Raw genomic sequence first — 21,168 nt, 5'->3', positions numbered from 1 at the left:
CAGGCTGGCTCCCACAATGGATCTGTGTCGTACACAAAACCATGTGGGAGCTAGTCTGCTAGCGATAGCGGTACATCAGGCGATCAAAAACTACCGTCGAACCTGCTTCAAAGTTTCGGCAATCAAAAACGCCAGCTCCAGTGACTGATCAGCATTCATTCGCGGATCACAATGGGTGTGATACCGGTCCGACAACCCGTCCTCGGTAATCGGCCGCGCACCACCAATGCACTCGGTGACATTCTGCCCGGTCATCTCGATATGGATGCCACCGGCATAACTGCCTTCCGCTTCGTGAACCTGGAAGAACTGCTTCACCTCGCCAAGAATCTGCGCAAAGTCGCGGGTCTTGTAGCCGCTGCTGGCCTTGATGGTGTTGCCGTGCATCGGGTCGGAACTCCAGAGCACCTGTTTGCCTTCACGTTGCACTGCGCGGATCAGTGCCGGCAAGTGATCGCCGACCTTGTTCGCGCCCATTCGCGCGATCAGGTTCAAGCGGCCTGGATCGTTGTCCGGGTTGAGCACGTCGATCAGGCGGATCAGGTCTTCCGGGTTCATGCTCGGGCCGACCTTGACCCCGATCGGGTTGTTCACCCCACGCAGGAATTCGACGTGCGCACCGTCCAGTTGGCGGGTACGGTCGCCGATCCACAGCATGTGCGCCGAGCAGTCGTAGTAATCGTTGGTCAGGCTGTCGCGACGCACGAAGGCTTCTTCGTAGTTCAGCAGCAGCGCTTCGTGGGCGGTGAAGAAACTGGTTTCGCGCAATTGCGGCGAACTGTCCATGCCACAGGCGCGCATGAAGGCCAGGGTTTCGTCGATGCGGTCGGCGAGGTGGCTGTATTTTTCCGCCAGCGCCGAGTTGGCGATGAAGTCCAGGTTCCACTTGTGAACTTGATGCAGGTCGGCAAAACCGCCCTGGGCAAAGGCGCGCAGCAGGTTCAGGGTGGCGGTGGACTGGTGGTATGACTGGAGTAGCCGCTCCGGATCCGGAACGCGGCTTTTTTCGTCGAAACCGATGCCGTTGACGATATCGCCCCGGTAGGCCGGCAGGGTCACGCCGTCGATGGTTTCGTCGTTGGCCGAGCGCGGCTTGGCGAACTGGCCGGCCATGCGCCCGACCTTGACCACCGGGCAACCGGCCGCGAAGGTCATGACGATCGCCATTTGCAGCAGCACTTTGAAGGTGTCGCGGATTTTCGCGGCGGAGAACTCGGCGAAGCTTTCGGCGCAGTCGCCGCCCTGCAACAGAAATGCGCGACCCTGTGTCACTTCGGCAAACTGACGGCGCAATTCCCGGGCTTCACCGGCAAACACCAGCGGCGGATAGCTGGCCAGGGTTTGCTCGACGTGCAGCAAATGCGCCGCGTCGGGATAAACAGGTTGTTGCTGGATCGGCAGGGCGCGCCAGCTGTCAGGGCTCCAGGGTTGGCTCATCACGGTCTCGGTTGTTTTACGCTCGGGTGTTCATGTTATCAGCAAATTAGTGCGTGACCTGTTCCCGTCGCTTCGCGGACAATCGCGCTTTTGCCGCCTCATGTTGCGGTGTACTACGTTGCCGGGCCTGGTAACGATCAGGAGACGAAATGACTGAGGAGCGCGTCGAGCATCTGCTCGCCGAGGTACAGGACGAGTTCGGTGTGATTCGTGTGCTGGAAGTGGCCGATTACCGTTTTCTCGAGTTCGGTGATGCCATCGAACAGAGCTGTGTGTTCACCGCCGACCCGAGCTGGCTCGAATACGATTACACCCGGGCGATGCTTGTTGGTGCGTTGTGTCACGGGCAGCCGGAAAGCGCGCTGTTCCTCGGCCTCGGTGCCGGCACGTTGACCCAGGCCTGCCTGAAATTCCTGCCGCTGGAAGATGTCGAGGCCATCGAACTGCGCCCCGACGTGCCGCGCCTGGCCATCGAATACCTTGGGCTGGATGACGATCCTCGACTGTACATCCGGGTTGGCGATGCACTGGAATTGCTGGCGACGGCAGAGCCGGCGGACCTGATTTTCGTCGACCTCTATACCGATGTCGGGCCGGGTGTCGGGCACCTGGCCTGGAGTTTTCTGGAAAATTGTCAGAAACGCCTGAATCCGGGCGGTTGGCTGGTGATCAATCAATGGGCCACCGACGACGGCAAACCCTTGGGCGCGGCGTTGTTGCGCGGGCTTTATCATCGGCATTACTGGGAGCTGCCGGTGAAGGAGGGCAATGTGATTCTGATCGTGCCTTCGGAACTGGATCAGGACCTGGACATGGACGGATTGGTTGCGCGGGCCGAAGAGCTGGCGCCGCGGTTGGGGTATTCGTTGCAGTCGCTGATCAAGGCGATTCGCCCGGCGAGCTGATGCGGGTGTGATCACTTGTGGCGAGGGGATTTATCCCCGTCCGACCGCGAAGCGGTCGCAAAGTCGGCGAATGTGGTCTGCCTGAATGGCCATGGCGCTGGTTTTGGGGCTGCTTCGCAGCCCAACGGGGATAAATCCCCTCACCACAGAAGCTCCCTAGCCACAAAAGCCGTCTTGTCAGCAGCCTTTGAACACGCCGGGCCGCTTCTCGATCATCGACCGCACACCTTCCTTCGCATCCTCACTCGCCAACAGCTTCTTCACCAGCGCCGGCAATCCCTGCGCCGCCGCGGTTTCCCCTTCATAACGTGCCTGCCGCGCCGACATCAGCGTCGCCTGAACCCCCAGCGGTGCCTGCCGGGCAATCCGCTCAGCCAGTTCAATCGCCCGCGGCAACAAATCCTCGCTGGCCATGACTTCCTGCACCAGGCCCAAGTGCAGCGCATCATGGGCATCGAACTCATCGCCGGTCAGCAGCCAGCGCATGGCGTTGCCCCAGCCTGCAACCTGATGCAGGCGCAACGTCGCGCCGCCAAACGGGAAGATCCCGCGTTGGACTTCTTTCTGGGCGAATCGGGTGTTGCTGGCACACAGGTTGATATCGGCGGCCAGCATCAGCTCGATACCGATGGTCAGGCAATAACCTTGTGCGGCGACGATCACCGGTTTGCTGACGCGCGGACCTGCAAACACCCCCCACGGATCGCACCCTCCGGGCGGCACCTGCCAGCCTTCGGCCAGCGCTGCGCTGGCATTGACCAGGTCGAGCCCGGCAGTGAAATGCTCGCCATGGCCGAACACCACCGCCACCCGCGCCTCGCTGTCGGCCTCGAATTCGCCGTAGGCCAGGCTGAGGGCATTGAGCAGGTCGAGATCGAAGGCGTTGCGCTTGGCCACCCGATCCAGGCCGATCAACAGGACATGGCCGTGCCGTTCGCAGGTCACACGGCTGGTAACGGGTTGATTCATCACGCAATTCCTCGAGCGGGAAGGGGTTTGAGACTGCAGGACTGCGTCACAAGGGGGAACCGTTTTAGCGCCATCGCCAGCAGGGCCGGGCCTTTGAAAAATAGACTGCTGCACGATTATCTGCAAAGCCTGTGACATAACGGTGTATGCGTCAGATTTCCGACAAATAATGCTCCCTTTTTGGGCGAATTCCGGTATAGTGCGCGCCGGCCTTTAACCGGGCCGCGTTTAGGTAGCGCAATTCCCCGAAGTCAGCTTCGGCTGCACGTCCGCACAGCGGACTCTCCCTTGACGAATCTTTTTCATTCATTCGTTTTCGCAAATCCCCGCCGACAAAGCAGCCAGGGCGACTCTTGAGTCTTACACGGCATGCGCAGCTTTGGAGCATGGGTCTTTGCGGATGCACTTAGAGGCAGACCCATGACCCAGGAAACCGGCGGCTTCGCCGCTTTTAATCTTAATCCGAATATTCTTGCAGCCGTCATCGCGACTGGCTACGAAGAGCCTTCGGCTATTCAGCAGCAATCGATCCCGATCATCATGGCCGGTCACGACATGATTGGTCAGGCGCAAACCGGTACGGGTAAAACCGCCGCGTTCGCCCTGCCGATCCTGCATTGCATCGATCCTGCCAAGCGCGAGCCGCAAGCCCTGATCCTGGCGCCAACCCGTGAGTTGGCGCTGCAAGTAGCAACCGCTTTCGAAACCTACGCCAAGCAAATGCCGGGCGTAACCGTTGTGGCCGTTTACGGCGGCGCGCCTATGGGCCCACAACTGAAAGCAATCCGTAACGGCGCACAGATCGTTGTCGCCACCCCGGGCCGTCTGTGCGACCACCTGCGTCGCGACGAAAAAGTCCTGTCGACCGTGAACCACCTGGTTCTGGACGAAGCTGACGAAATGCTCAAGCTGGGCTTCATGGACGACCTGGAAGTCATCTTCAAGGCTCTGCCAGCGACCCGTCAGACCGTATTGTTCTCGGCCACCCTGCCACAGTCGATCCGTGCCATTGCCGAACGCCACCTGCGCGATCCGCAACACGTGAAGATCCAGACCAAGACTCAGACCGTTACCGCGATCGAACAGGCTCACCTGTTGGTTCACGCTGACCAGAAGACCTCGGCTGTATTGAGCCTGCTGGAAGTCGAAGACTTCGACGCCCTGATCATGTTCGTGCGCACCAAGCAAGCGACCCTGGACCTGGCCAGCGCCCTGGAAGCCAAAGGCTACAAAGCCGCTGCGCTGAACGGTGACATTGCCCAGAACCAACGTGAGCGCGTCATCGATTCCCTCAAGGATGGCCGTCTGGACATCGTTGTGGCGACCGACGTTGCTGCTCGTGGCCTGGACGTTCCGCGCATCACTCACGTATTCAACGTTGACATGCCGTACGACCCTGAGTCCTACGTTCACCGTATCGGCCGTACCGGCCGTGCCGGTCGCGAAGGTCGTGCACTGCTGCTGGTGACTCCGCGCGAGCGCCGCATGCTGCAAGTGATCGAGCGTGTAACCGGTCAGAAAGTTGCCGAAGTCCGCCTGCCGGACGCTCAGGCAGTTCTCGATGCGCGCATCAAGAAACTGACCAACAGCCTGTCGCCGCTGGTTGGCGATGCCGAGTCGACTCACGGTGATCTGCTGGATCGCCTGACTGCCGATATCGGTTGCACTCCGCGTGCATTGGCCGCTGCTCTGCTGCGCAAGGCCACCAATGCTCAGGCGTTGACCCTGGCTGCAATCGAGAAAGAACGTCCACTGGTGCCGAACAACGCACCGCGCGGCGATCGTCCAGAGCGTACCGGTGATCGTCCGGACCGTGGTGATCGTGAGCGTCGCGCTCCGGTTCCATTGGCCGAAGGTCGTGCCCGTTGCCGTACCGCGCTGGGTGCGCGTGACGGTATCGCTGCCAAGAACCTGCTGGGCGCCATCCTCAACGAGGGTGGTCTGGCGCGTGAAGCCATCGGTCGCATCCAGGTGCGTGACAGCTTCAGCCTCGTCGAGCTGCCGGAAGATGGTCTGGAGCGTCTGCTGACCAAGCTGAAGGACACTCGCGTTGCTGGTAAGCAGTTGAAGCTGCGTCGCTATCGCGAAGATTGATCCGCCTTCGGGTTGATTGATCGAACATAAAAAATCCCCGACTGGTTCGGGGATTTTTTTATGCCTGAGATTAGCTCTGTGGTGAGGGAGCAAGCTCCCTCGCCACAGGTTTGCTTCGCAGGCTCGGCAGCAGCTACAGGCGATCGGGTCGCGGCGGTTATTCTGTTGCCGGGCCGCCACCCGCCGTCACCACTTGCACGGTCATGCGCGGCATCGCCAGATCGAGCCCGGCTTCGTCCAGGTGACGTTTCAGGGACAGGTTGAAGGCGCGGGAGACTTCCCACTGCTTGATCGGCGCGGTCTTGAATCGTGCCCGAAGTATCGCGTTGCCGGACTCGAAACTCTCGACCCCTTGAATCTCCAGCGGCGACCAGATGTTGCGCCGTTGCAGCGGATCGTTGCGCATCTTCTGGCCGACGTCGCGCATCAGTTTGATTGCGTTATCGATGTCCATGTTCGAGGGGATCGCCACGCGGAAGATCGCGTAGCCGAACTCCCGGGAGTAATTCTTGATGCTTTTGATCTCGCTGAACGGAATCGTGTGGACGATGCCGTCGATGTCCCGCAGGCGAACGGTGCGAATGGTCAGGCCTTCGACAGTGCCGAGGTGGCCGCCGACATCCACGTAGTCGTCGATAGCCAGGGAATCTTCGATGATGATAAACAGCCCGGTGATCAGGTCGGCGACCAGTGACTGTGCACCGAAACCGATGGCCAGACCGATGACGCCGGCGCCGGCCAGCAATGGCGTGACGTTCATGCCCATGTTCGCCAGGGCGACGATCAACGCCACGATGAAGATCGCCACGAACAGCACATTGCGGATCAGCGGCATCATTGTCTGCGCGCGGGCATTGGCCAGGCCTTTGCGCGAGCGGGTGAGGGCGTGGTGCACCGCGGTGTCGCTGAGAATCCAGATCAGCCAGGCAAAAATCAGCGTGCCGCCGAGGCTGAACAGTTTCACGCTGACTTCATGGCCTTCACCTTCGGTGAACGCAATCAGCGACATGCCCCAGACGCGCAGGCCCAGTTCGATGAATGCCAGCCACACCAGCAAATGGGCAAGGGTATAGAAGAAGCTTTTCAGGCGTTCGGAATACAGCGCATGACGCTTCACGCCACGTTGCGGTTTCAGCGCATGGCGACGCACCAGCCCATTGATGACCATGCACAACACCAGCAGCACGGTGCAGATCAGCGACTGACGCAGTGCGGTACTGGTGTCGCCGGCCGAGACGAAGGTGGCGAACAGCGAGATGGCCACCAGTACCAGCGCCGGCACGTACCAGAAGGTCCCGAGAATATCGATGGTGTCGCTCAGGGCGCGGCGGGTCAGGCGCCGGGACAGCGGCTGGTTGCGGATCAGGTGGGCGATGGGGCGACGGAAGCGCAGGATGAACAGGCCGGTAGACAGCGCGGCCAGCACATTGGCGATGGTGGCGGCGGTGTGCGCCAGGTGGCTGCCCAGGCTGGTCACCAGTCGCGGGTCGCTCAGGGCTTCACCGAACGCGGCGAAACTGCCGATCAGCCACAACGGCCGAAAGGCCTGATGCCGCAGGATGTACAAGGCGCGGTGACGATGCGGACCGTCGAGCAGGGAAAAAGCGATCACGCAGATCGCCGAAAAACACGTGCCGACCACCAACGCATAGGCCAGCACCATGGCCAGGCTTTTGCCCAATGACGAGGGCAAGGCGTAACTCATGTACACCGTGATGACCAGGGCGATCAGCCAAGGGCCAAGTTTGCGCAGGGCAAACCGCAGCATGTCGAGGGCCTTGGGGTGTTGCGGCAATTCCTCGGTCAGGCCGAAGCGCATCCGCACCCGGTGCCCGAGCCAGATCAGTGCGGCGGCCAGCAGGCTCCAGATCATCAGGATCATGGCGAAGGCAAAAATGATCGGCAGCCATTCATTGACCGGTAGCGCCAGTGCTATCAGTTCGTCTTTGGCCAGATTGAATTCTTCGGACCAGCGCGTAAGCGGGCTGTCGACGCCGGAGAACTGTTTTTCGAAATTGGCCAGCGTTCCGCCGATCAGGCCCAGCACGCCTTCTTCTTTGGTCGGTTGGGCTTTTTTGGTGGCGTCGCGCAACTTCTTCAGGTCGGCCAGCAACTTGCTGCGTTGCTGATCGTTCTCCAGCGACTTGATGACTTCGTCGAGTGATTGCCCCAGAGGTTCTTGCGCCTCCGGCTGGGTTTTCGCGGAGCCATTGAGCAGGCTCGGCAAACCGGCGGCCTCGGCTGGCGTGATCGGCAGCAGCGTCATGAGGCAGACGAGGAAAAGACAGGGCAGGGCAAAAAGACGAGCGAACACTAGGCGGTCAACCTTGAAAGGAGCAGATCGACCGAGTGTACGAGCCCGCCAAAATCAATGCGAGCGAGGGGCGAGGATTTATTCGTTGAGTTTGGCGAGGATCTTGAAGACGACGGTGGCGAGGATGGTCAGCATGCCGATCCACATCGCGAACACGCCGACATTCTTGTCACGGAAATTGAAGCCGATGGCCAGCAGGATCATCCCGGCAAGAATCGGGATCAGCATGGCGTGGAATGAAGACATCGAGATCATGGGCGACTGCCTTGTCTAAGGGGGTATTTCAAGTCTAGGTGGGTTTTGGGTGGCCGGTAGTGATGTGTATCAGAATGAGCCGCGAGAACCGCGGGATTATTGTGGCGAGGGAGCGTGCTCCCGCTGGGCTGCGGAGCAGCCCCAACACCAGCCATCGCGTTCTTCCTGGCAGACCGCATTCGTCGGTTTTGCGACTGCTTGGCAGTCGAGCGGGAGCAAGCTCCCTCGCCACAGAGGATTCTCTGCAGATTTCCTTTGCTTGGTGATTACGGCAATTCCTGGCAGGCGTAAAACGCGCTCAGCACTTTCACCAGGTGCGCCAGGTCGTGGCTGCCGCACAACTCGCGGATCGAGTGCATGGCGAACGTCGGCAAGCCGATGTCCACGGTGCGCACGCCCAGGTGGCTGGCGGTGATCGGACCGATGGTCGAGCCACAGCCCATGTCGCTGCGTACCACGAAGCTTTGCACCGGCACTTCCTCGGCCATGCACAGATGGCGGAAGAACCCGGCGGTTTCGCTGTTGGTGGCGTAACGCTGGTTGCTGTTGACCTTGATCACCGGGCCGGCGTTGAGTTTCGGGCCGTGGTTGGCGTCGTGCTTGTCGGCGTAGTTGGGGTGCACGCCGTGGGCGTTGTCGGCCGAGACCAGCAGGGACTTCTGAATGGTGCGTACGAATTCATCACCATCAGGCAGCAGGCGACGCAGGGTCTGCTCAAGCATCGGGCCGTCGGCGCCGCACGCGGAGCAGGAACCGACTTCTTCGTGGTCATTGCAGACCAGCACGCAGGTTTCGTCGGTTTCAGCCGTCAGCAAGGCCTGCAGGCCGGCGTAGCACGACAGCAGGTTGTCCAGGCGCGCGCCGGCAATGAAATCGCCATGCAGGCCGATGACCGCCGCGCTTTGGGTGTCATAGAAACTCAGCTCGTAATCGAGCACCACGTCGGCGTTCAAGCCATGCTCCAGCGCCAGCTGGTTGGTGAGCACGGCGCGGAAGTCCACACGCTCATCGCCGGCAAACTGCGCAAGGATCGGCGGCAGCTCGGTCTGGGCGTTGATGGCCCAACCCATGTTGGCTTCACGATTGAGGTGAATGGCCAGGTTCGGAATGATCGCAATCGGTGCCTTGAAGTCGATCAGCTGGCTCTCGACCTTGCCGTCGCGGCGGAAGGTCACGCGGCCGGCCAGGGAAAGGTCGCGGTCGAACCAGGGGGCGAGCAGCGCGCCGCCGTAGACTTCGACGCCCAGTTGCCAGAAACCCTGGCGTTGCAGTTCCGGCTGGGGTTTGACCCGCAGGCACGGGCTGTCGGTGTGGGCGCCGACCAGGCGAATGCCGCCGTGCAGCGCTGAATGACGGCCCATCTTGATGGCGACGATCGAAGAGTCATTGCGGGTGACGTAGTAACGGCCGTTGGCCTCGGTGGACCAGGGCTCGCGTTCATCGAGACGCTGATAACCCGCCGCTTCCAGACGCTGAACAAGGCTGGCGGTGGCATGGAACGGGGTAGGGGAGGCCTTGAGGAAATCGATCAGGCCTTGGTTCAACTCTTCGCGCATAAGTAGCTCCAGACAGCAATGGCGCCAGTTTAACGTATTGGTCGCAGAATTGGCGTTGGGCTGAGGGGGTTGCGTCTGCAGATGATCCCTTGTGGGAGCCGGTGTGGTGAGGGAGCTTGCTCCTGCTGGGGCGCGAAGCGGCCCCAACAGCTTTGCGACTGCATCGCAGCCGAGCGGGAGCAAGTTCCCTCGCGACAGAGGTTCGCTCCCACGGGGAGAAGTGTGCTGCGCTTAAAACGGTGCCGGACACTCGAAGCGCAAGCGTTCGCCGCTCTGCGGGTGAGTAAAGCTGAGCATGCTCGCATGCAGGCACAGCCGTGGCCAGGCGGCCAGCGCCTGCTCATGGGCATAGAGGCCGTCGCCCAGCAGCGGATGGCCGATTGAGAGCATGTGCACGCGCAACTGATGGGAGCGGCCGGTGATCGGTGTCAGTTCGACCCGGCACCAGTCGCCGCAACGTTCGAGTACGCGCCAGAACGTCAGGGCGTTTTTGCCGAACTCGTGGTCCACCACGTGGCGCGGTTTGGTCGGCGGATCGTAGCGCAACGGCAGATCGATGCTACCGCTGTCCAGCTCCGGTTGACCCCAGCACAGGGCTGTGTAGGCCTTCTCGGTTTCGCGGTCGTGAAATTGCCGAGACAGTTCGCGATGGGTGTCCGGGTCACGGGCCAGCAGAATGATGCCGGACGTTTCCCAGTCCAGGCGATGGACGATGCGGGCTTCCGGGTAGCCGTTTTCTTGCAGGCGGGTGATCAGGCAATCCTTGTTGTCATCGGCCCGGCCGGGGACGGACAGCAACAGGGTCGGTTTATCCACCACCAGTACGGCGGCGTCCTGATGGATGATACGGATGTTGGACAGCGGCATTAAAACAGCCTCGTAACAAACGCCAACGGCGACTCAGGCCCCCTCCATTGGCAGAGGGGGCCTGAGTCGCCGTGGCTCCTGCCGGATCGACTCAGCGATCTGGCAGGGTGATATTGAGTTCCAGAATCGAGCAGCTACCCTGGTTTTCCAGGGCGACGTGCACGTCATCGGACCCGATATTGACGTACTTGCGGATCACCTCGACCAATTCCTTCTGCAAGGCGGGCAGGTAGTCCGGCGTACTGCGTTGGCCGCGTTCATGCGCCACGATGATCTGTAGACGCTCTTTCGCTACCGAGGCGGTACTTGGCTTCTTGTTAGCACGAAAGAAGTCAAAAATGTTCATTACCGGCCTCCAAACAGACGCTCAAAGAATCCTTTCTTCGTCACATCGAGAAACCGATGCTCCACGGTTTTACCCAGCAGGCGTTCAACGGCATCGCTGTACGCCTGACCGGCGTCGCTCTGGTCGTCGAGGATCACCGGCACGCCGGAGTTGGACGCCTTGAGTACCGCTTGGGACTCAGGGATCACACCCAGCAGGGTCACGGCGAGAATTTCCTTGACGTCTTCGACGCCGAGCATTTCGCCGTCGCTGACGCGTTGCGGGTTGTAACGGGTCAGCAGCAGGTGTTCCTTGATCGGCTCTTCGCCGTTTTCAGCGCGACGCGACTTGCTGGCCAACAGGCCCAGCATGCGGTCCGAGTCACGAACCGAGGAGACTTCCGGGTTGGTCACGACAATCGCTTCATCGGCGAAGTACATGGCCAGGTGAGCACCTTTCTCGATGCCGGCCGGGGAGTCGCAGACCACGAATTCGAAGTCTTCCTTCAACGCCATCAGGACTTTTTCCACGCCTTCGACGGTCAGCGCGTCTTTGTCGCGGGTCTGACTGGCGGCCAGCACGTAGAGGTTTTCCAGGCGTTTGTCTTTGATCAGGGCCTGTTGCAGGTTGGCTTCGCCGTTGACCACGTTGACGAAGTCGTACACGACGCGACGCTCGCAACCCATGATCAGGTCGAGGTTACGCAAACCGACGTCGAAGTCGACGATAACTGTTTTGTGACCGCGCAGTGCGAGGCCGGTACCGATAGCAGCACTGGTGGTGGTCTTACCCACACCACCCTTGCCGGATGTAACCACGAGAATCTTGGCCAAGGTGTTTCACCCCTAAGGAAAAAGGACATTTAGCCCCTGAAAAACATCTCTAGAAAAACTACTGCAGTCGGACAGCCTTGGCTGGAATCCGGTCCAGAACGGCGCTTACCTTCGATAAACACTGCTTTTGGCCTTTTTCCTACTTCGTTTGAGCCGTATTCGCTACGTTTTAGAGATGCTTGGAAAATGCGGCAGTATCCGTTAAAGCCGAATGATGTTCAACACATCGCCCGACAGGCTGACCTGTACGCCGGCACCCCATAAAGGGTCGCGCCGCAGATCCTCCGAAACCTTGTAGTGGCCTGCGATGGAGACCAGTTCAGCGCTCATTTGCTGACAGAAAATCCTGGCTTTCGTGTCGCCTTTGACCCCGGCCAGTACGCGACCGCGCATCGGGCCGTATACATGGATGTTCCCGTCGGCGAGAAGTTCCGCCCCCGGGCTGACCGACGAGATTACGACGAGGTCGCAACCCTGTGCATAAATCTGCTGGCCGCCACGTACGGGCGAAGTGATGATTTTCGTCGGTTTGATCGTCGGTTCCGGCGGTTGTTCCGGTTTTTTCGCAACGGCCCCTTCAAGCGGGTCCAGCGGCCGCTCGCGGGCGCCGGACGGTGGCAGCACCGGCAGGTCGACCGCGATGGCGGCAGCGATGTCTTCGATGCGGCTGGCGCGGATCGCCAACGTACGCAGACCGTGCTGGCGACAGACGCGCATCAGGCCTGGCAGATCGACCGCGCCTTCGCTGGCCGGAAGCTTGTCCAGCGCCAGTACCAACGGTGCGTTGCTGAAGAAGCCAGGCGCCTGGGCGACCTTGGCGGCCAGTTGCCGATCGAGGCTCTCGAGGTCGTTGCGGGCCAGCTCCAGCACCGTAATGGCGAGCATGCTGCCCTTCAACTGGAACACGGGATCTTGGTCTAGCAGGTCGGTTTGGCTCATGGTCGGCATACAACGGCTTGTCACTAAAAGTGCCGAGACTTATAACGAGAACGCTCGCCAGCCGCAAGCCGGGTCGAACGATGTAGAATGCGCGGCCATCGTCTTTCCGGAAGCTTTAATGGATCGCCCGCGTTTTCGAAAAACATTTCTTATGCCGCGTTTCTGGCCGCTGTGGTGTGGGCTGGGGCTGTTGTGGCTGATTGTTCAATTGCCGTATCCGGCGTTGCTGTCAATCGGCCGCGCCCTCGGCGCATTGATGTATCGCGCGGCGGGCGACCGACGGCGCATTGCCAGGCGCAATCTGGAACTTTGCTTCCCGGAAAAGTCTGCTGCCGAGCGCAAACGCCTGCTCAAGGAAAACTTTGCCTCCACCGGCATCGCTTTCTTTGAAATGGCCATGAGCTGGTGGTGGTCCCGGGAGCGTCTGGCGAAACTGGCCCACGTCGAAGGGCTGGAGCATCTGAAGAAAGCCCAGCGCGACGGCAAGGGCGTGATTCTGATGGCGGTGCATTTCACCACGCTGGAAATCGGCGCGGCGTTGCTCGGTCAGCAGCACACCATTGATGGCATGTACCGCGAGCACAAGAATCCGTTGTTCGATTACATCCAGCGCTGTGGCCGCGAACGGCATAACCTCGATTCGCTGGCCGTGGAGCGCGAAGACGTGCGCGGCATGCTCAAGTTGCTGCGGGCCGGCCGTGCGATCTGGTACGCACCGGATCAGGACTACGGCGCCAAGCAAAGCATCTTCGTGCCACTGTTCGGCATTCAGGCGGCGACCGTCACCGCCACCAGCAAATTTGCGCGGCTGGGCAAGGCGCTGGTGGTGCCGTTCACCCAGGAGCGTCTGGCGGACGGCAGCGGTTATCGACTGGTGATCCATGCGCCGCTCGAGGGTTTCCCCGGCGAGACCGAAGAAGCCGATTGCCTGCGGATCAACCAATGGATCGAAGGCGTGCTGCGCGACTGCCCGGAGCAATACCTCTGGGCCCATCGCCGCTTCAAGAGCCGTCCGCCGGGCGAGCCCAAGCTGTACGCAAAACGCGGTTGAACCCCTATCCCATCAAGCACCATGGAGCGTTGCGATGAGTCCTGCTGAACCGGTTACAGGGTTGATTCTTTCCGGCGGCGGGGCTCGGGCGGCTTATCAGGTCGGCGTATTGGCGGCGATTGCCGAACTGCTGCCGCTGGGGGCAGACAATCCGTTCCCGGTAATCGTCGGCACCTCGGCCGGGGCGATCAACGCCGTCAGTCTGGCCAGCGGCGCGATGGATTTCCGGGGCGCGATTGAGCGTCTGACAGCCTTCTGGCAGGGTTTCCGCAGTCACCTGGTGTTGCGCAGCGATTGGCCGGGGGTGATTCATCAGGCCAGTCGGTTTGTCAGCCACAGTTTGCTCGGCATCGGCGCTCAGGTGCCGGTGGCCTTGCTCAACAGCTCGCCGCTGCGCGGGTTGCTCAACGACAAACTGCAGATGACCGGCATCGCCGAAGCCATTGCGCACAAGCAGTTGCAGGCCGTCGCGGTCACCGCGTTTGGCTATGAATCCGGACAAGCCGTGACGTTCTATGAGGGCGGGGGCACCATCGACGCCTGGTTGCGTCATCGGCGAATCGGCGTGCCGACGCAATTGACCGTCGACCATTTGCTCGCCAGCTCCGCCATCCCATTACTGTTTGCCCCGGTGAAAATCGGCGAAGAATATTTCGGCGACGGCGCGGTACGCCAATCCGCGCCGATCAGCCCGGCCCTGCACCTGGGCGCCAATCGCGTGCTGGTGGTGGGCGTCAGCGGCAACCCACGCGGCGTTGACCCCGAGCAACCGCTGCAACGCGCCTACACCGGCCAGCAACCGACGCTCGCGCAGATCGGCGGGCACATGCTCAACAGTACGTTCATTGACAGCCTGGAAAGCGACATCGAGTTGCTGCAGCGCCTGAACCAGTTCAGTCACCTGATGCCCGATGGCACGCCGACCCGTGCGCTCGGCGTAGCGCCGGTGGAGGTGTTGGTGATTTCGCCGAGCCAGCCGATTGATGAAATTGCTGCGCGTCACCGTCAGGAGTTACCGGCGGCGTTGCGTCTGTTTCTGCGCGGGCCGGGGGCGACCAAGACCAGCGGGGCGGGGGTGTTGAGTTACTTGCTGTTCGAGGCGGGGTATTGCAGCGAGTTGATTGATCTGGGGCGGCGGGATGCATTGGCCAAGCGGGATGAGTTGAGTCGGTTTCTTGGGTTAACGGTGCCTGAAGTCGCTTGAACTGTCAGTTGTGACAGTAGACATTTACTTGCCTCTACGATCAGATTGAAGCCCCTCGGCAGAGGGTTGCAAGATGGCTGCTGCGCAATGGATCGATGCTCACACGCCAACAGTGACGGTGACGGACCCGCGCGGGTTGGCTGTGCGAAATGTCGCTTATTGTCGTCTTCCGCTGAACACATCGATTGATACGCGCATTACCCGTAACCACTTCGATCCTGCCGGGCGGCAATTCGCTGCCTGGGACCCACGGCTGTGGTTAACAGCACCCAAACCCAATCTTCAATCCGGATTCGATTTGCAGGGCCGGCCATTGTTGGTGGACAGCGTCGATGCCGGTTGGCGACTGAGTTTGTTTAATCAGGCGGATGCGGTTTGCTCGTCCTGGGATGGTCGCGGCGGTCAACGTCACACTGAATTCGATCAGCTTCAGCGTGCAATAACTGTTACTGAGCAGATGGCAGACGAGCTGCCGCGGGTATCTGATCGGTTCACCTATGGTGCTGCCGATGACGAGTTCGCCGTTCATAACCAATGCGGACAACTGATCTGCCATGACCACCCGGCCGGCAGTCGGCGCCTCTGCGAATACGGTGTGGGTGGTTTGCTGCTGTCGGAGCGAATGCGTTTCCTGCGCGATCTGGAGCCGCCGGATTGGTCGTCCGCGTTCGCCGATGCCGGACTGGAAGACGAAGTGTTCGAGACGACGCAGCTGTACGGTCCTTTGGGGGAGATGCGAAGTCAGACTGATGCCATGGATAACGTCAGATCGTTCACTTACGACCGGGCAGGGCAATTACGTGAGGCCCGACTGAAGCTGGCAGGGCCCTTGGAAGAGCCGCGTTTGCTGGTCAGTGAGATCCGCTACGACGCCTTGGGCGGGGTCGTCAGCGAATGCGCTGGAAATGGCGTCACCACCACCGCCCGTTACGCAGGTGAAGACGGGCGCCTCCTGCAATTGCAATCTTGCAATGTCGAGGGCAAGCCGCTTCAGGATTTTAATTATGCATATGATCCGATGGGCAACATCACCAGCATCGAAGACAAGGCTCAACTGACGCGTCATTTCAACAATCAGCGAATCGATCCGGTCTGTAGCTACACCTACGACAGCCTTCACCAACTGATCGAAGCCACCGGCAGCGAAGTCAGTCAGCCGAGCTACGGCCCAGCGTTGCCGTCGTGGCAAACCACGCCGCTGGATCCCAGCCAGTTGCGCAATTACATCCAGACCTTCAACTACGACGCAGCAGGTAATCTGCAAACCCGCCATCACAGCGGTGCAGAAACCTTCGAGATGTTTACCTCGCCAGACAGCAATCGCAGTGTTGCGGAAAAAGCCAATCTGGTCGACGGCTTCGACGCCAATGGCAATCAACTGGCGTTGTTGCGCGGCCAAAAGATGGGTTGGGACATTCGCAATCAGTTAAGCCGGGTCACGCTGGTCAGGCGTGGCGACGGCCCTGACGATACAGAATGTTATTGCTACGACAGTCCCGGGCATCGACTGCGAAAGGTCCGACTGACCCAGGCTGCGAGTCGTACGTTGCGGGCGGAAGTTCTCTACTTGCCGGGGCTGGAAATTCATCGTGATTCGGCGACTGGCGAAGAACGGCACGTCGTGAGTGTCGAAACCGGGCGCAGTCAGGTTCGAGCCTTGCACTGGGTTACGAAGTTGCCTCGCGATGTTCCTGATAACCAGCTGCGGTTTTGCCTGAGCAATCACCTGAATTCCAGCACGCTGGAGTTGGATGAACAGGGTGGCGTGCTGAGTCGGGAGGTTTATTACGCGTTTGGCGGGACGGCGTTGTGGGCGGGGGCAAGCGAGACGGAAGGCAAGTACAAGACGATTCGTTATTCGGGTAAAGAGCGGGATGCGACGGGGCTTTATTATTATGGGTATCGGTACTGCGCACCGTGGTTGCAGCGGTGGGTGAGTCCAGATCCTGCCTGGTTTGTAAACGGTTTGAATTTATTTGGATATGTCTTAAATAACCCGCTGACGCTCAAGGACGTGGATGGTTTGTCGGGGACAGATTTTAATGATCTTCTTCTTGTAAGCAATCATGAAAAAGCAAGGGAAACTAAAGGGGCGGCTGTAAGTGCACGACAGACAATTTTGCTAAAGGAGTCAAATATAGTTCCGGATAAGCATGAGCGTACTTATCTGGAGGCTTATGCCGCGGACTCAGGGTACTTTGTCAATGACTACCTAAGGTTAGGGGAAGAGAGAGAGTATTCCGAGAGTTATTTTCCTAAAGATGCTCGCGTAGCAAGCGACAATGTATCTCGCGTTTATGACTTGGCTGATATAGTTAGCGCGCTTCCTCACACCGGTGATGTAACACTGTATCGGGGGGGATCAGGGCGCAGAGGGACGTCGGGTGCTTTTTTCAGGCAAGGTCGATTGGGGGTCGGGAATATATTGATCAATACTGATTTCGCCTCTTTTACCGAAAATCCTATCGTTGCCGCAGAATTTGCGGGATTTCACTCAAATGATGAAAATCGTAAGTTTGACGAGACTTCTGTGATTTTTGAAGTCAATCAGCATTTTAGTCCTAAGCCCATATCTCCTTTATCCCCGCGAAGCGGTTATCCTTTCTATGAATCTGAGTCACTGGCAAATCCCGGTGCAGCGTTTGAAGTTATGTCCGTAGAACTATTGGATGTATTGCTTGAGGGGCAGAAGCAAAGCTATGTAAAGGTTTCAATGAAAGAAGTGACCCCTCCGAAGATAGCGGTGGGTAATGGAACTTTTGGGTCAACGATCGTTTTACCGGACAATGTCTTCGATATGCGTACGGGAGAACCTATTGATTTTGATGTTTTTGAGCAACGCTTAGGGAATTCATCGAAGCGGCTTCTAAGCGCTTACTACTAAGGTCGGCGACGTCGAAGATGTTCGCCCGGTATCTTGGCTGCCGGGCGATATCTATTAATCAGTTTTGATCAGAAGTGAAACTTCACCAAGAAACTCGTCGTGCTCTGATCAGTCTTGAAGTACTGGCTGTCTTCAATTCCGTACTTGTTTTTCCAGTAGTCGTATTCCACCCCCACATACAACTGCTTCTCGCCAATGTTCAGTGCTTTACCCAAGTCGTACTTAACCTGCGGATTAAAGTGCAGGTTGGCGTGGTAGTCGCCTTTTGAGTTCGAATCGTTGTCGACCACCCAGTCCATGAAACCGTCGATCAGGATGTTCGAGTCACCCACGGGAATGGTGTAGGACCACACTGGAGTGATCTGCCAGACGTTATCCCCGGCGCGAGGGCCTTCGGTCTGACGGTTGTAGAAGTTCAGCTGGAAGTAATCGAAGCCCGGGATCGCCAGGTCGAAACCCGGACCGATCAGGTAGGACTCGGTATCGCCTTCACCGAACTCGTAGGTCATGGCCAGCAGCACGTCTTTGACCGGACCGAACCCTATCTTCTGGTCCAGGACCTTGCCCAGGGAAATACGCGGGCTGAACTCACCGTAATAGGTGTTCGGGCCGACGTTGAAATCCTTTTCGCCGTTGTAGAAGATCTTGTCGACGAAGAAGAAGTTATCCCCGTATTTCCATCCATCGGCGTGTTCGAAAGTCACGGTCTGCTGAATGCGCGGGTTGACCTGGAAGTCCTTGCCATACAGGTAGGTCAGGCTGTTGTTCTGCCATTGCAGCAAGTCGCCGGCCATGGCCTGGCCCCCGGCCAGCAAGGATCCGGCCAGCATCAGGCTAGTGCACGTACGTTTCATTCGGTTGCTCCCAAAAAGTAGGTGTTCCACGTTGTTTTTTTAAGATCGACGCTCTGGTGTGGCGCCTTTTTCTGTAGCGGTAAAAAATCATCCAATCGGTTAGCTTCAGTGCTGTTGGCAAGCGCTGCGCCAAGGCTTTCGAAAAGCAAAAAAACTCCCGTTCGGCGGCTCAAGAGCCGTCGATTGAGAGGGGGGTTGGAATGCCTTGTTACCGTCCAGGGCCGGGATAAGTTGGCTTTCTGGTCAGGAATTAAATCCGGGCTTTTTTTTAAAGCGGATTCGGGCGGCCGCGGAGAATACTGACTCCTTGGCCAGGTCTCAAGTGCCCCGCAACAGCGCACCGACGACAGGTTTGGAGCACGGTTGCGGGTCATCTTAAAAGTGCACCTTCACCAGCAGGCTGGTGGTGTTCTCATTTGTGTCGAAGTTGGCGTTGTTTTCGATGCCGTATTTGTCTTTCCAGTAGCTGTATTCGACGCCGACGTACACTTGTTTCTCCCGCCAGCCCAAGGACTTCCCCAGGTCATATTTGATCTGTGGGTTCAAGTGCAGGTTGGCGTGGTAGGTGCCATGTGAGTTCTGGTCGTTATCCACGACCCAGTCGATATAGCCGTCGATCAACAGGCTCGAATTGCCCACTGGCAGGGTGTAGGACCAGGCCGGCGTGATCTGCCAGACATCGTCGCCGGGGCGCGAGCCTTCGGTCTGGCGGTTATAGAAGTTCAAGGTGAAATAGTTGAAACCCGGTACCGCGAGGTCGAAACCGGGGCCGATCAGATAGGCCTCGGTGTCATCTTCGCCATTCTCGTAGGTCATGGCCAGCAACACGTCCTTGATCGGGCCGAATTCGAAACGGCGGTCGAGGATTTTGCCCAAAGACAGGCGTGGACTGAACTCGCCGTAATAGGCGTGCACCCCTTTATTCCGGTCTTTCTCGCCGTTGTAGTAAGTGCTGTCGACGAACAGGAAGTTGTCGCCGTACTTCCAGCGGTCGGCGTGTTCGAAAGTTATCGTCTGCTGGATCGACGGGTTGACCGCGAAATCCTTGCCATACAGATAGCTCAGGCTGTTGGTCTGCCACAGCAGCAGATCGCCGGCCATGGCTTGGCTCGCGGCCAACAGGCCGCCGGCCAACAGCATGTTTTTTTGTGTCCGAATCATCTGTTGCTCCCTCTTGTTTTTATTGTTCGTGGCGAGGGGATTTATCCCCGTTCGGCTGCGAAGCAGCCGTAAAACAGGCGAATGCGGTTTGCTTGAGAGAATGCTGGGGCCGCTTCGCGACCCAGCGGGGATAAATCCCCTCGCCACAGAGTTCGATCAGTGCGGGTGCGCGTGGCAGTCGTTGATCGCCGCGCGTTCGCGGCCGCCGAGGATGTTGAACAGCAGGTTCAGCGCCAGCGCGCTCAACGTCGCCATGGCGATGCCGCTGTGAGTGATCGGACTCATCCACAGTGGCAGGTGCGCAAAAAACTCCGGACGCACCACCGGTATCAATCCCATGCCGATGCTCACCGCCACCAGCAACTGGTTTCGACGGTCACCGATGTCGGCTTCCTGAAGAATCTTGATTCCGGTGGCGGCGACCATGCCGAACATCGCAATGGCTGCACCGCCCAATACCGCTGGTGGAATCGAGGCCACGAGGAACGCTGCCTTGGGCAGCAGGCTCAGCACGATCAGCAAGCCGCCGGCGACGATGGTCACCGAGCGGCAGCGCACGCCGGTCATCTGAACCAGGCCGATGTTCTGCGCGAACGAGGAGTGGGTGAAGGTGTTGAAGAACCCGGCGAAAAACGACGCGCCGGCATCACACAACAAGCCGCGACGCAGCATCCGTGGGCAGACGTCCTGGCCGGTGATTTTGCCCAGCGCGAGGAACATTCCGGTGGACTCGACGAAGATGATCACCACCACCAGGCACATCGACAGGATCGGTGCGAGTTCAAACTTCGGCATACCGAAATGCAGCGGTGTGACGATCTGCACCCATGGCGCCTGTGCCATGCCGCTGAGGTCGACCATGCCGATCACACCGCAGATCGCATAACCGAGGCACATGCCGATCAATACCGAAATGTTGACCCAGAAACCGCGCATGAAACGATGCACCAACAGGATGGTGGCCAGCACCAGCGCGGCGATGGCCAGGTAAATCGGTGAACCGAACTGAGCGGCACCCGCACCGCCGCCTGCCCAGTTGACGGCCACGGGGAACAGCGACAAACCGATCGAGGTGATGACGGTGCCCGTTACCAGAGGCGGGAAGAAACGCACGACTTTGGACATGAACGGCGCGATTATCATGCCGAAGAAGCCGGCGGCAATGGTCGCGCCGAAGATCCCCTGCAGACCGATGCCGGGCATGCCGGCCATGGCGACCATGCTGCCGACCGCGGCGAAACTGGCGCCCATCATCACCGGCATGCGAATGCCCATCGGGCCGATGCCCAGCGACTGGACGATGGTGGCGATGCCGGCCACCAGCAGGTCGGCATTGATCAGGAAGGCTATTTCTTCACGACTCAGGCCTGCGGCCTGCCCGATGATCAGCGGCACCGCGATGGCGCCGCCGTACATCAGCAAAACATGTTGCAGACCGACCAGGATCAGTTGCAAAAGGGGCAAACGCTGAATGGCGGGTGCGTCGGGGATGCGCGCTTCGGATAGCTCGGACATGCAAC

At 59.3% G+C, this 21,168-nt stretch carries 18 protein-coding genes; 5 read left to right on the top strand and 13 right to left on the bottom strand.

Annotated elements, in window-relative coordinates:
- Positions 1 to 90: 90 nt before the first annotated feature.
- On the bottom strand, positions 91 to 1,437 hold the full coding sequence (locus tag ACM1ZW_RS29860; RefSeq protein WP_017339794.1) for a class II 3-deoxy-7-phosphoheptulonate synthase: 1,347 nt from the start codon (positions 1,435 to 1,437) through the stop codon (positions 91 to 93).
- A gap of 149 nt (positions 1,438 to 1,586) precedes the next feature.
- Between ACM1ZW_RS29860 and ACM1ZW_RS29855 the strand changes: the two genes are divergently transcribed.
- Positions 1,587 to 2,342, top strand: coding sequence for a spermidine synthase (locus ACM1ZW_RS29855; protein WP_414880093.1), 756 nt, complete (start codon positions 1,587 to 1,589; stop codon positions 2,340 to 2,342).
- A gap of 177 nt (positions 2,343 to 2,519) precedes the next feature.
- Here the strand turns inward: ACM1ZW_RS29855 and ACM1ZW_RS29850 are convergent, their stop codons facing one another.
- A complete protein-coding gene (locus tag ACM1ZW_RS29850; protein ID WP_017339792.1) occupies positions 2,520 to 3,311 on the bottom strand; it encodes a crotonase/enoyl-CoA hydratase family protein in 792 nt (263 codons plus the stop codon).
- A gap of 420 nt (positions 3,312 to 3,731) precedes the next feature.
- On the opposite strand from ACM1ZW_RS29850, the gene ACM1ZW_RS29845 reads away from it, so the two are divergent.
- The gene (locus ACM1ZW_RS29845; protein WP_017339791.1) at positions 3,732 to 5,405 is read left to right on the top strand and encodes a DEAD/DEAH box helicase; all 1,674 of its coding nucleotides are present in this window, start codon (positions 3,732 to 3,734) and stop codon (positions 5,403 to 5,405) included.
- Between the two features lie 157 nt (positions 5,406 to 5,562).
- Here the strand turns inward: ACM1ZW_RS29845 and ACM1ZW_RS29840 are convergent, their stop codons facing one another.
- The 7 genes from ACM1ZW_RS29840 to minC all read right to left on the bottom strand — a co-directional run bounded on the left by ACM1ZW_RS29840 (position 5,563) and on the right by minC (position 12,494).
- On the bottom strand, positions 5,563 to 7,719 hold the full coding sequence (locus ACM1ZW_RS29840; protein ID WP_416739911.1) for a mechanosensitive ion channel family protein: 2,157 nt from the start codon (positions 7,717 to 7,719) through the stop codon (positions 5,563 to 5,565).
- A gap of 78 nt (positions 7,720 to 7,797) precedes the next feature.
- Positions 7,798 to 7,974 (bottom strand): hypothetical protein, encoded by a 177-nt coding sequence (locus ACM1ZW_RS29835; RefSeq protein WP_017339789.1) that lies wholly within the window; start codon positions 7,972 to 7,974, stop codon positions 7,798 to 7,800.
- 266 nt (positions 7,975 to 8,240) lie between these two features.
- Positions 8,241 to 9,530, bottom strand: a complete 1,290-nt coding sequence (locus tag ACM1ZW_RS29830; protein ID WP_017339788.1) for a M18 family aminopeptidase — start codon at positions 9,528 to 9,530, stop codon at positions 8,241 to 8,243.
- Between the two features lie 231 nt (positions 9,531 to 9,761).
- Positions 9,762 to 10,397, bottom strand: coding sequence for an RluA family pseudouridine synthase (locus ACM1ZW_RS29825; RefSeq protein ID WP_017339786.1), 636 nt, complete (start codon positions 10,395 to 10,397; stop codon positions 9,762 to 9,764).
- A 91-nt stretch (positions 10,398 to 10,488) separates the two neighbouring features.
- On the bottom strand, positions 10,489 to 10,743 hold the full coding sequence (gene minE / locus ACM1ZW_RS29820) for a cell division topological specificity factor MinE (protein ID WP_007944431.1): 255 nt from the start codon (positions 10,741 to 10,743) through the stop codon (positions 10,489 to 10,491).
- Positions 10,743 to 11,555, bottom strand: a complete 813-nt coding sequence (gene minD / locus ACM1ZW_RS29815; protein ID WP_017339785.1) for a septum site-determining protein MinD — start codon at positions 11,553 to 11,555, stop codon at positions 10,743 to 10,745. The genes minE and minD overlap by 1 nt, the downstream gene beginning before the upstream one ends.
- Positions 11,556 to 11,756: 201 nt before the next feature.
- Positions 11,757 to 12,494 carry a septum site-determining protein MinC gene (gene minC / locus ACM1ZW_RS29810; RefSeq protein WP_416739910.1) on the bottom strand — a complete coding sequence of 246 codons (738 nt, stop codon included), beginning with the start codon at positions 12,492 to 12,494 and terminating at the stop codon, positions 11,757 to 11,759.
- 118 nt (positions 12,495 to 12,612) lie between these two features.
- Between minC and ACM1ZW_RS29805 the strand changes: the two genes are divergently transcribed.
- From ACM1ZW_RS29805 to ACM1ZW_RS29795, 3 genes are all read left to right on the top strand, one after another.
- Entirely contained in the window at positions 12,613 to 13,545 is a 933-nt protein-coding gene (locus tag ACM1ZW_RS29805; protein ID WP_017339783.1) for a lipid A biosynthesis lauroyl acyltransferase, read from the top strand.
- Positions 13,546 to 13,579: 34 nt separating this feature from the next.
- Positions 13,580 to 14,749, top strand: a complete 1,170-nt coding sequence (locus tag ACM1ZW_RS29800) for a patatin-like phospholipase family protein (protein WP_414880091.1) — start codon at positions 13,580 to 13,582, stop codon at positions 14,747 to 14,749.
- A 73-nt stretch (positions 14,750 to 14,822) separates the two neighbouring features.
- Positions 14,823 to 17,633 (top strand): RHS repeat domain-containing protein, encoded by a 2,811-nt coding sequence (locus tag ACM1ZW_RS29795; protein ID WP_416739909.1) that lies wholly within the window; start codon positions 14,823 to 14,825, stop codon positions 17,631 to 17,633.
- Between the two features lie 68 nt (positions 17,634 to 17,701).
- On the opposite strand, the gene ACM1ZW_RS29790 is transcribed toward ACM1ZW_RS29795, so the two are convergent.
- The 4 genes from ACM1ZW_RS29790 to ACM1ZW_RS29775 all read right to left on the bottom strand — a co-directional run bounded on the left by ACM1ZW_RS29790 (position 17,702) and on the right by ACM1ZW_RS29775 (position 21,163).
- Complete coding sequence (locus tag ACM1ZW_RS29790) at positions 17,702 to 18,487, bottom strand: outer membrane protein OmpK (protein ID WP_017339779.1); 786 nt, start codon at positions 18,485 to 18,487, stop codon at positions 17,702 to 17,704.
- Positions 18,484 to 18,861: a hypothetical protein gene (locus ACM1ZW_RS29785; RefSeq protein WP_416739908.1), complete on the bottom strand. Its 378-nt coding sequence runs from the start codon at positions 18,859 to 18,861 to the stop codon at positions 18,484 to 18,486. Before ACM1ZW_RS29785 ends, ACM1ZW_RS29790 begins: the two co-directional genes overlap by 4 nt.
- 1 nt (position 18,862) lies before the next feature.
- Complete coding sequence (locus ACM1ZW_RS29780) at positions 18,863 to 19,648, bottom strand: outer membrane protein OmpK (protein WP_414880089.1); 786 nt, start codon at positions 19,646 to 19,648, stop codon at positions 18,863 to 18,865.
- A 156-nt stretch (positions 19,649 to 19,804) separates the two neighbouring features.
- A complete protein-coding gene (locus tag ACM1ZW_RS29775; RefSeq protein ID WP_414884287.1) occupies positions 19,805 to 21,163 on the bottom strand; it encodes a nucleobase:cation symporter-2 family protein in 1,359 nt (452 codons plus the stop codon).
- Positions 21,164 to 21,168: the final 5 nt, after the last annotated feature.

The organism is Pseudomonas sp. NFX71, from assembly GCF_048079215.1.
GTDB lineage: Bacteria > Pseudomonadota > Gammaproteobacteria > Pseudomonadales > Pseudomonadaceae > Aquipseudomonas > Aquipseudomonas fluorescens_B.
Note: the sequence above shows the minus strand (reverse complement) of the source record. Positions and strands in the feature narration are given on the sequence as shown.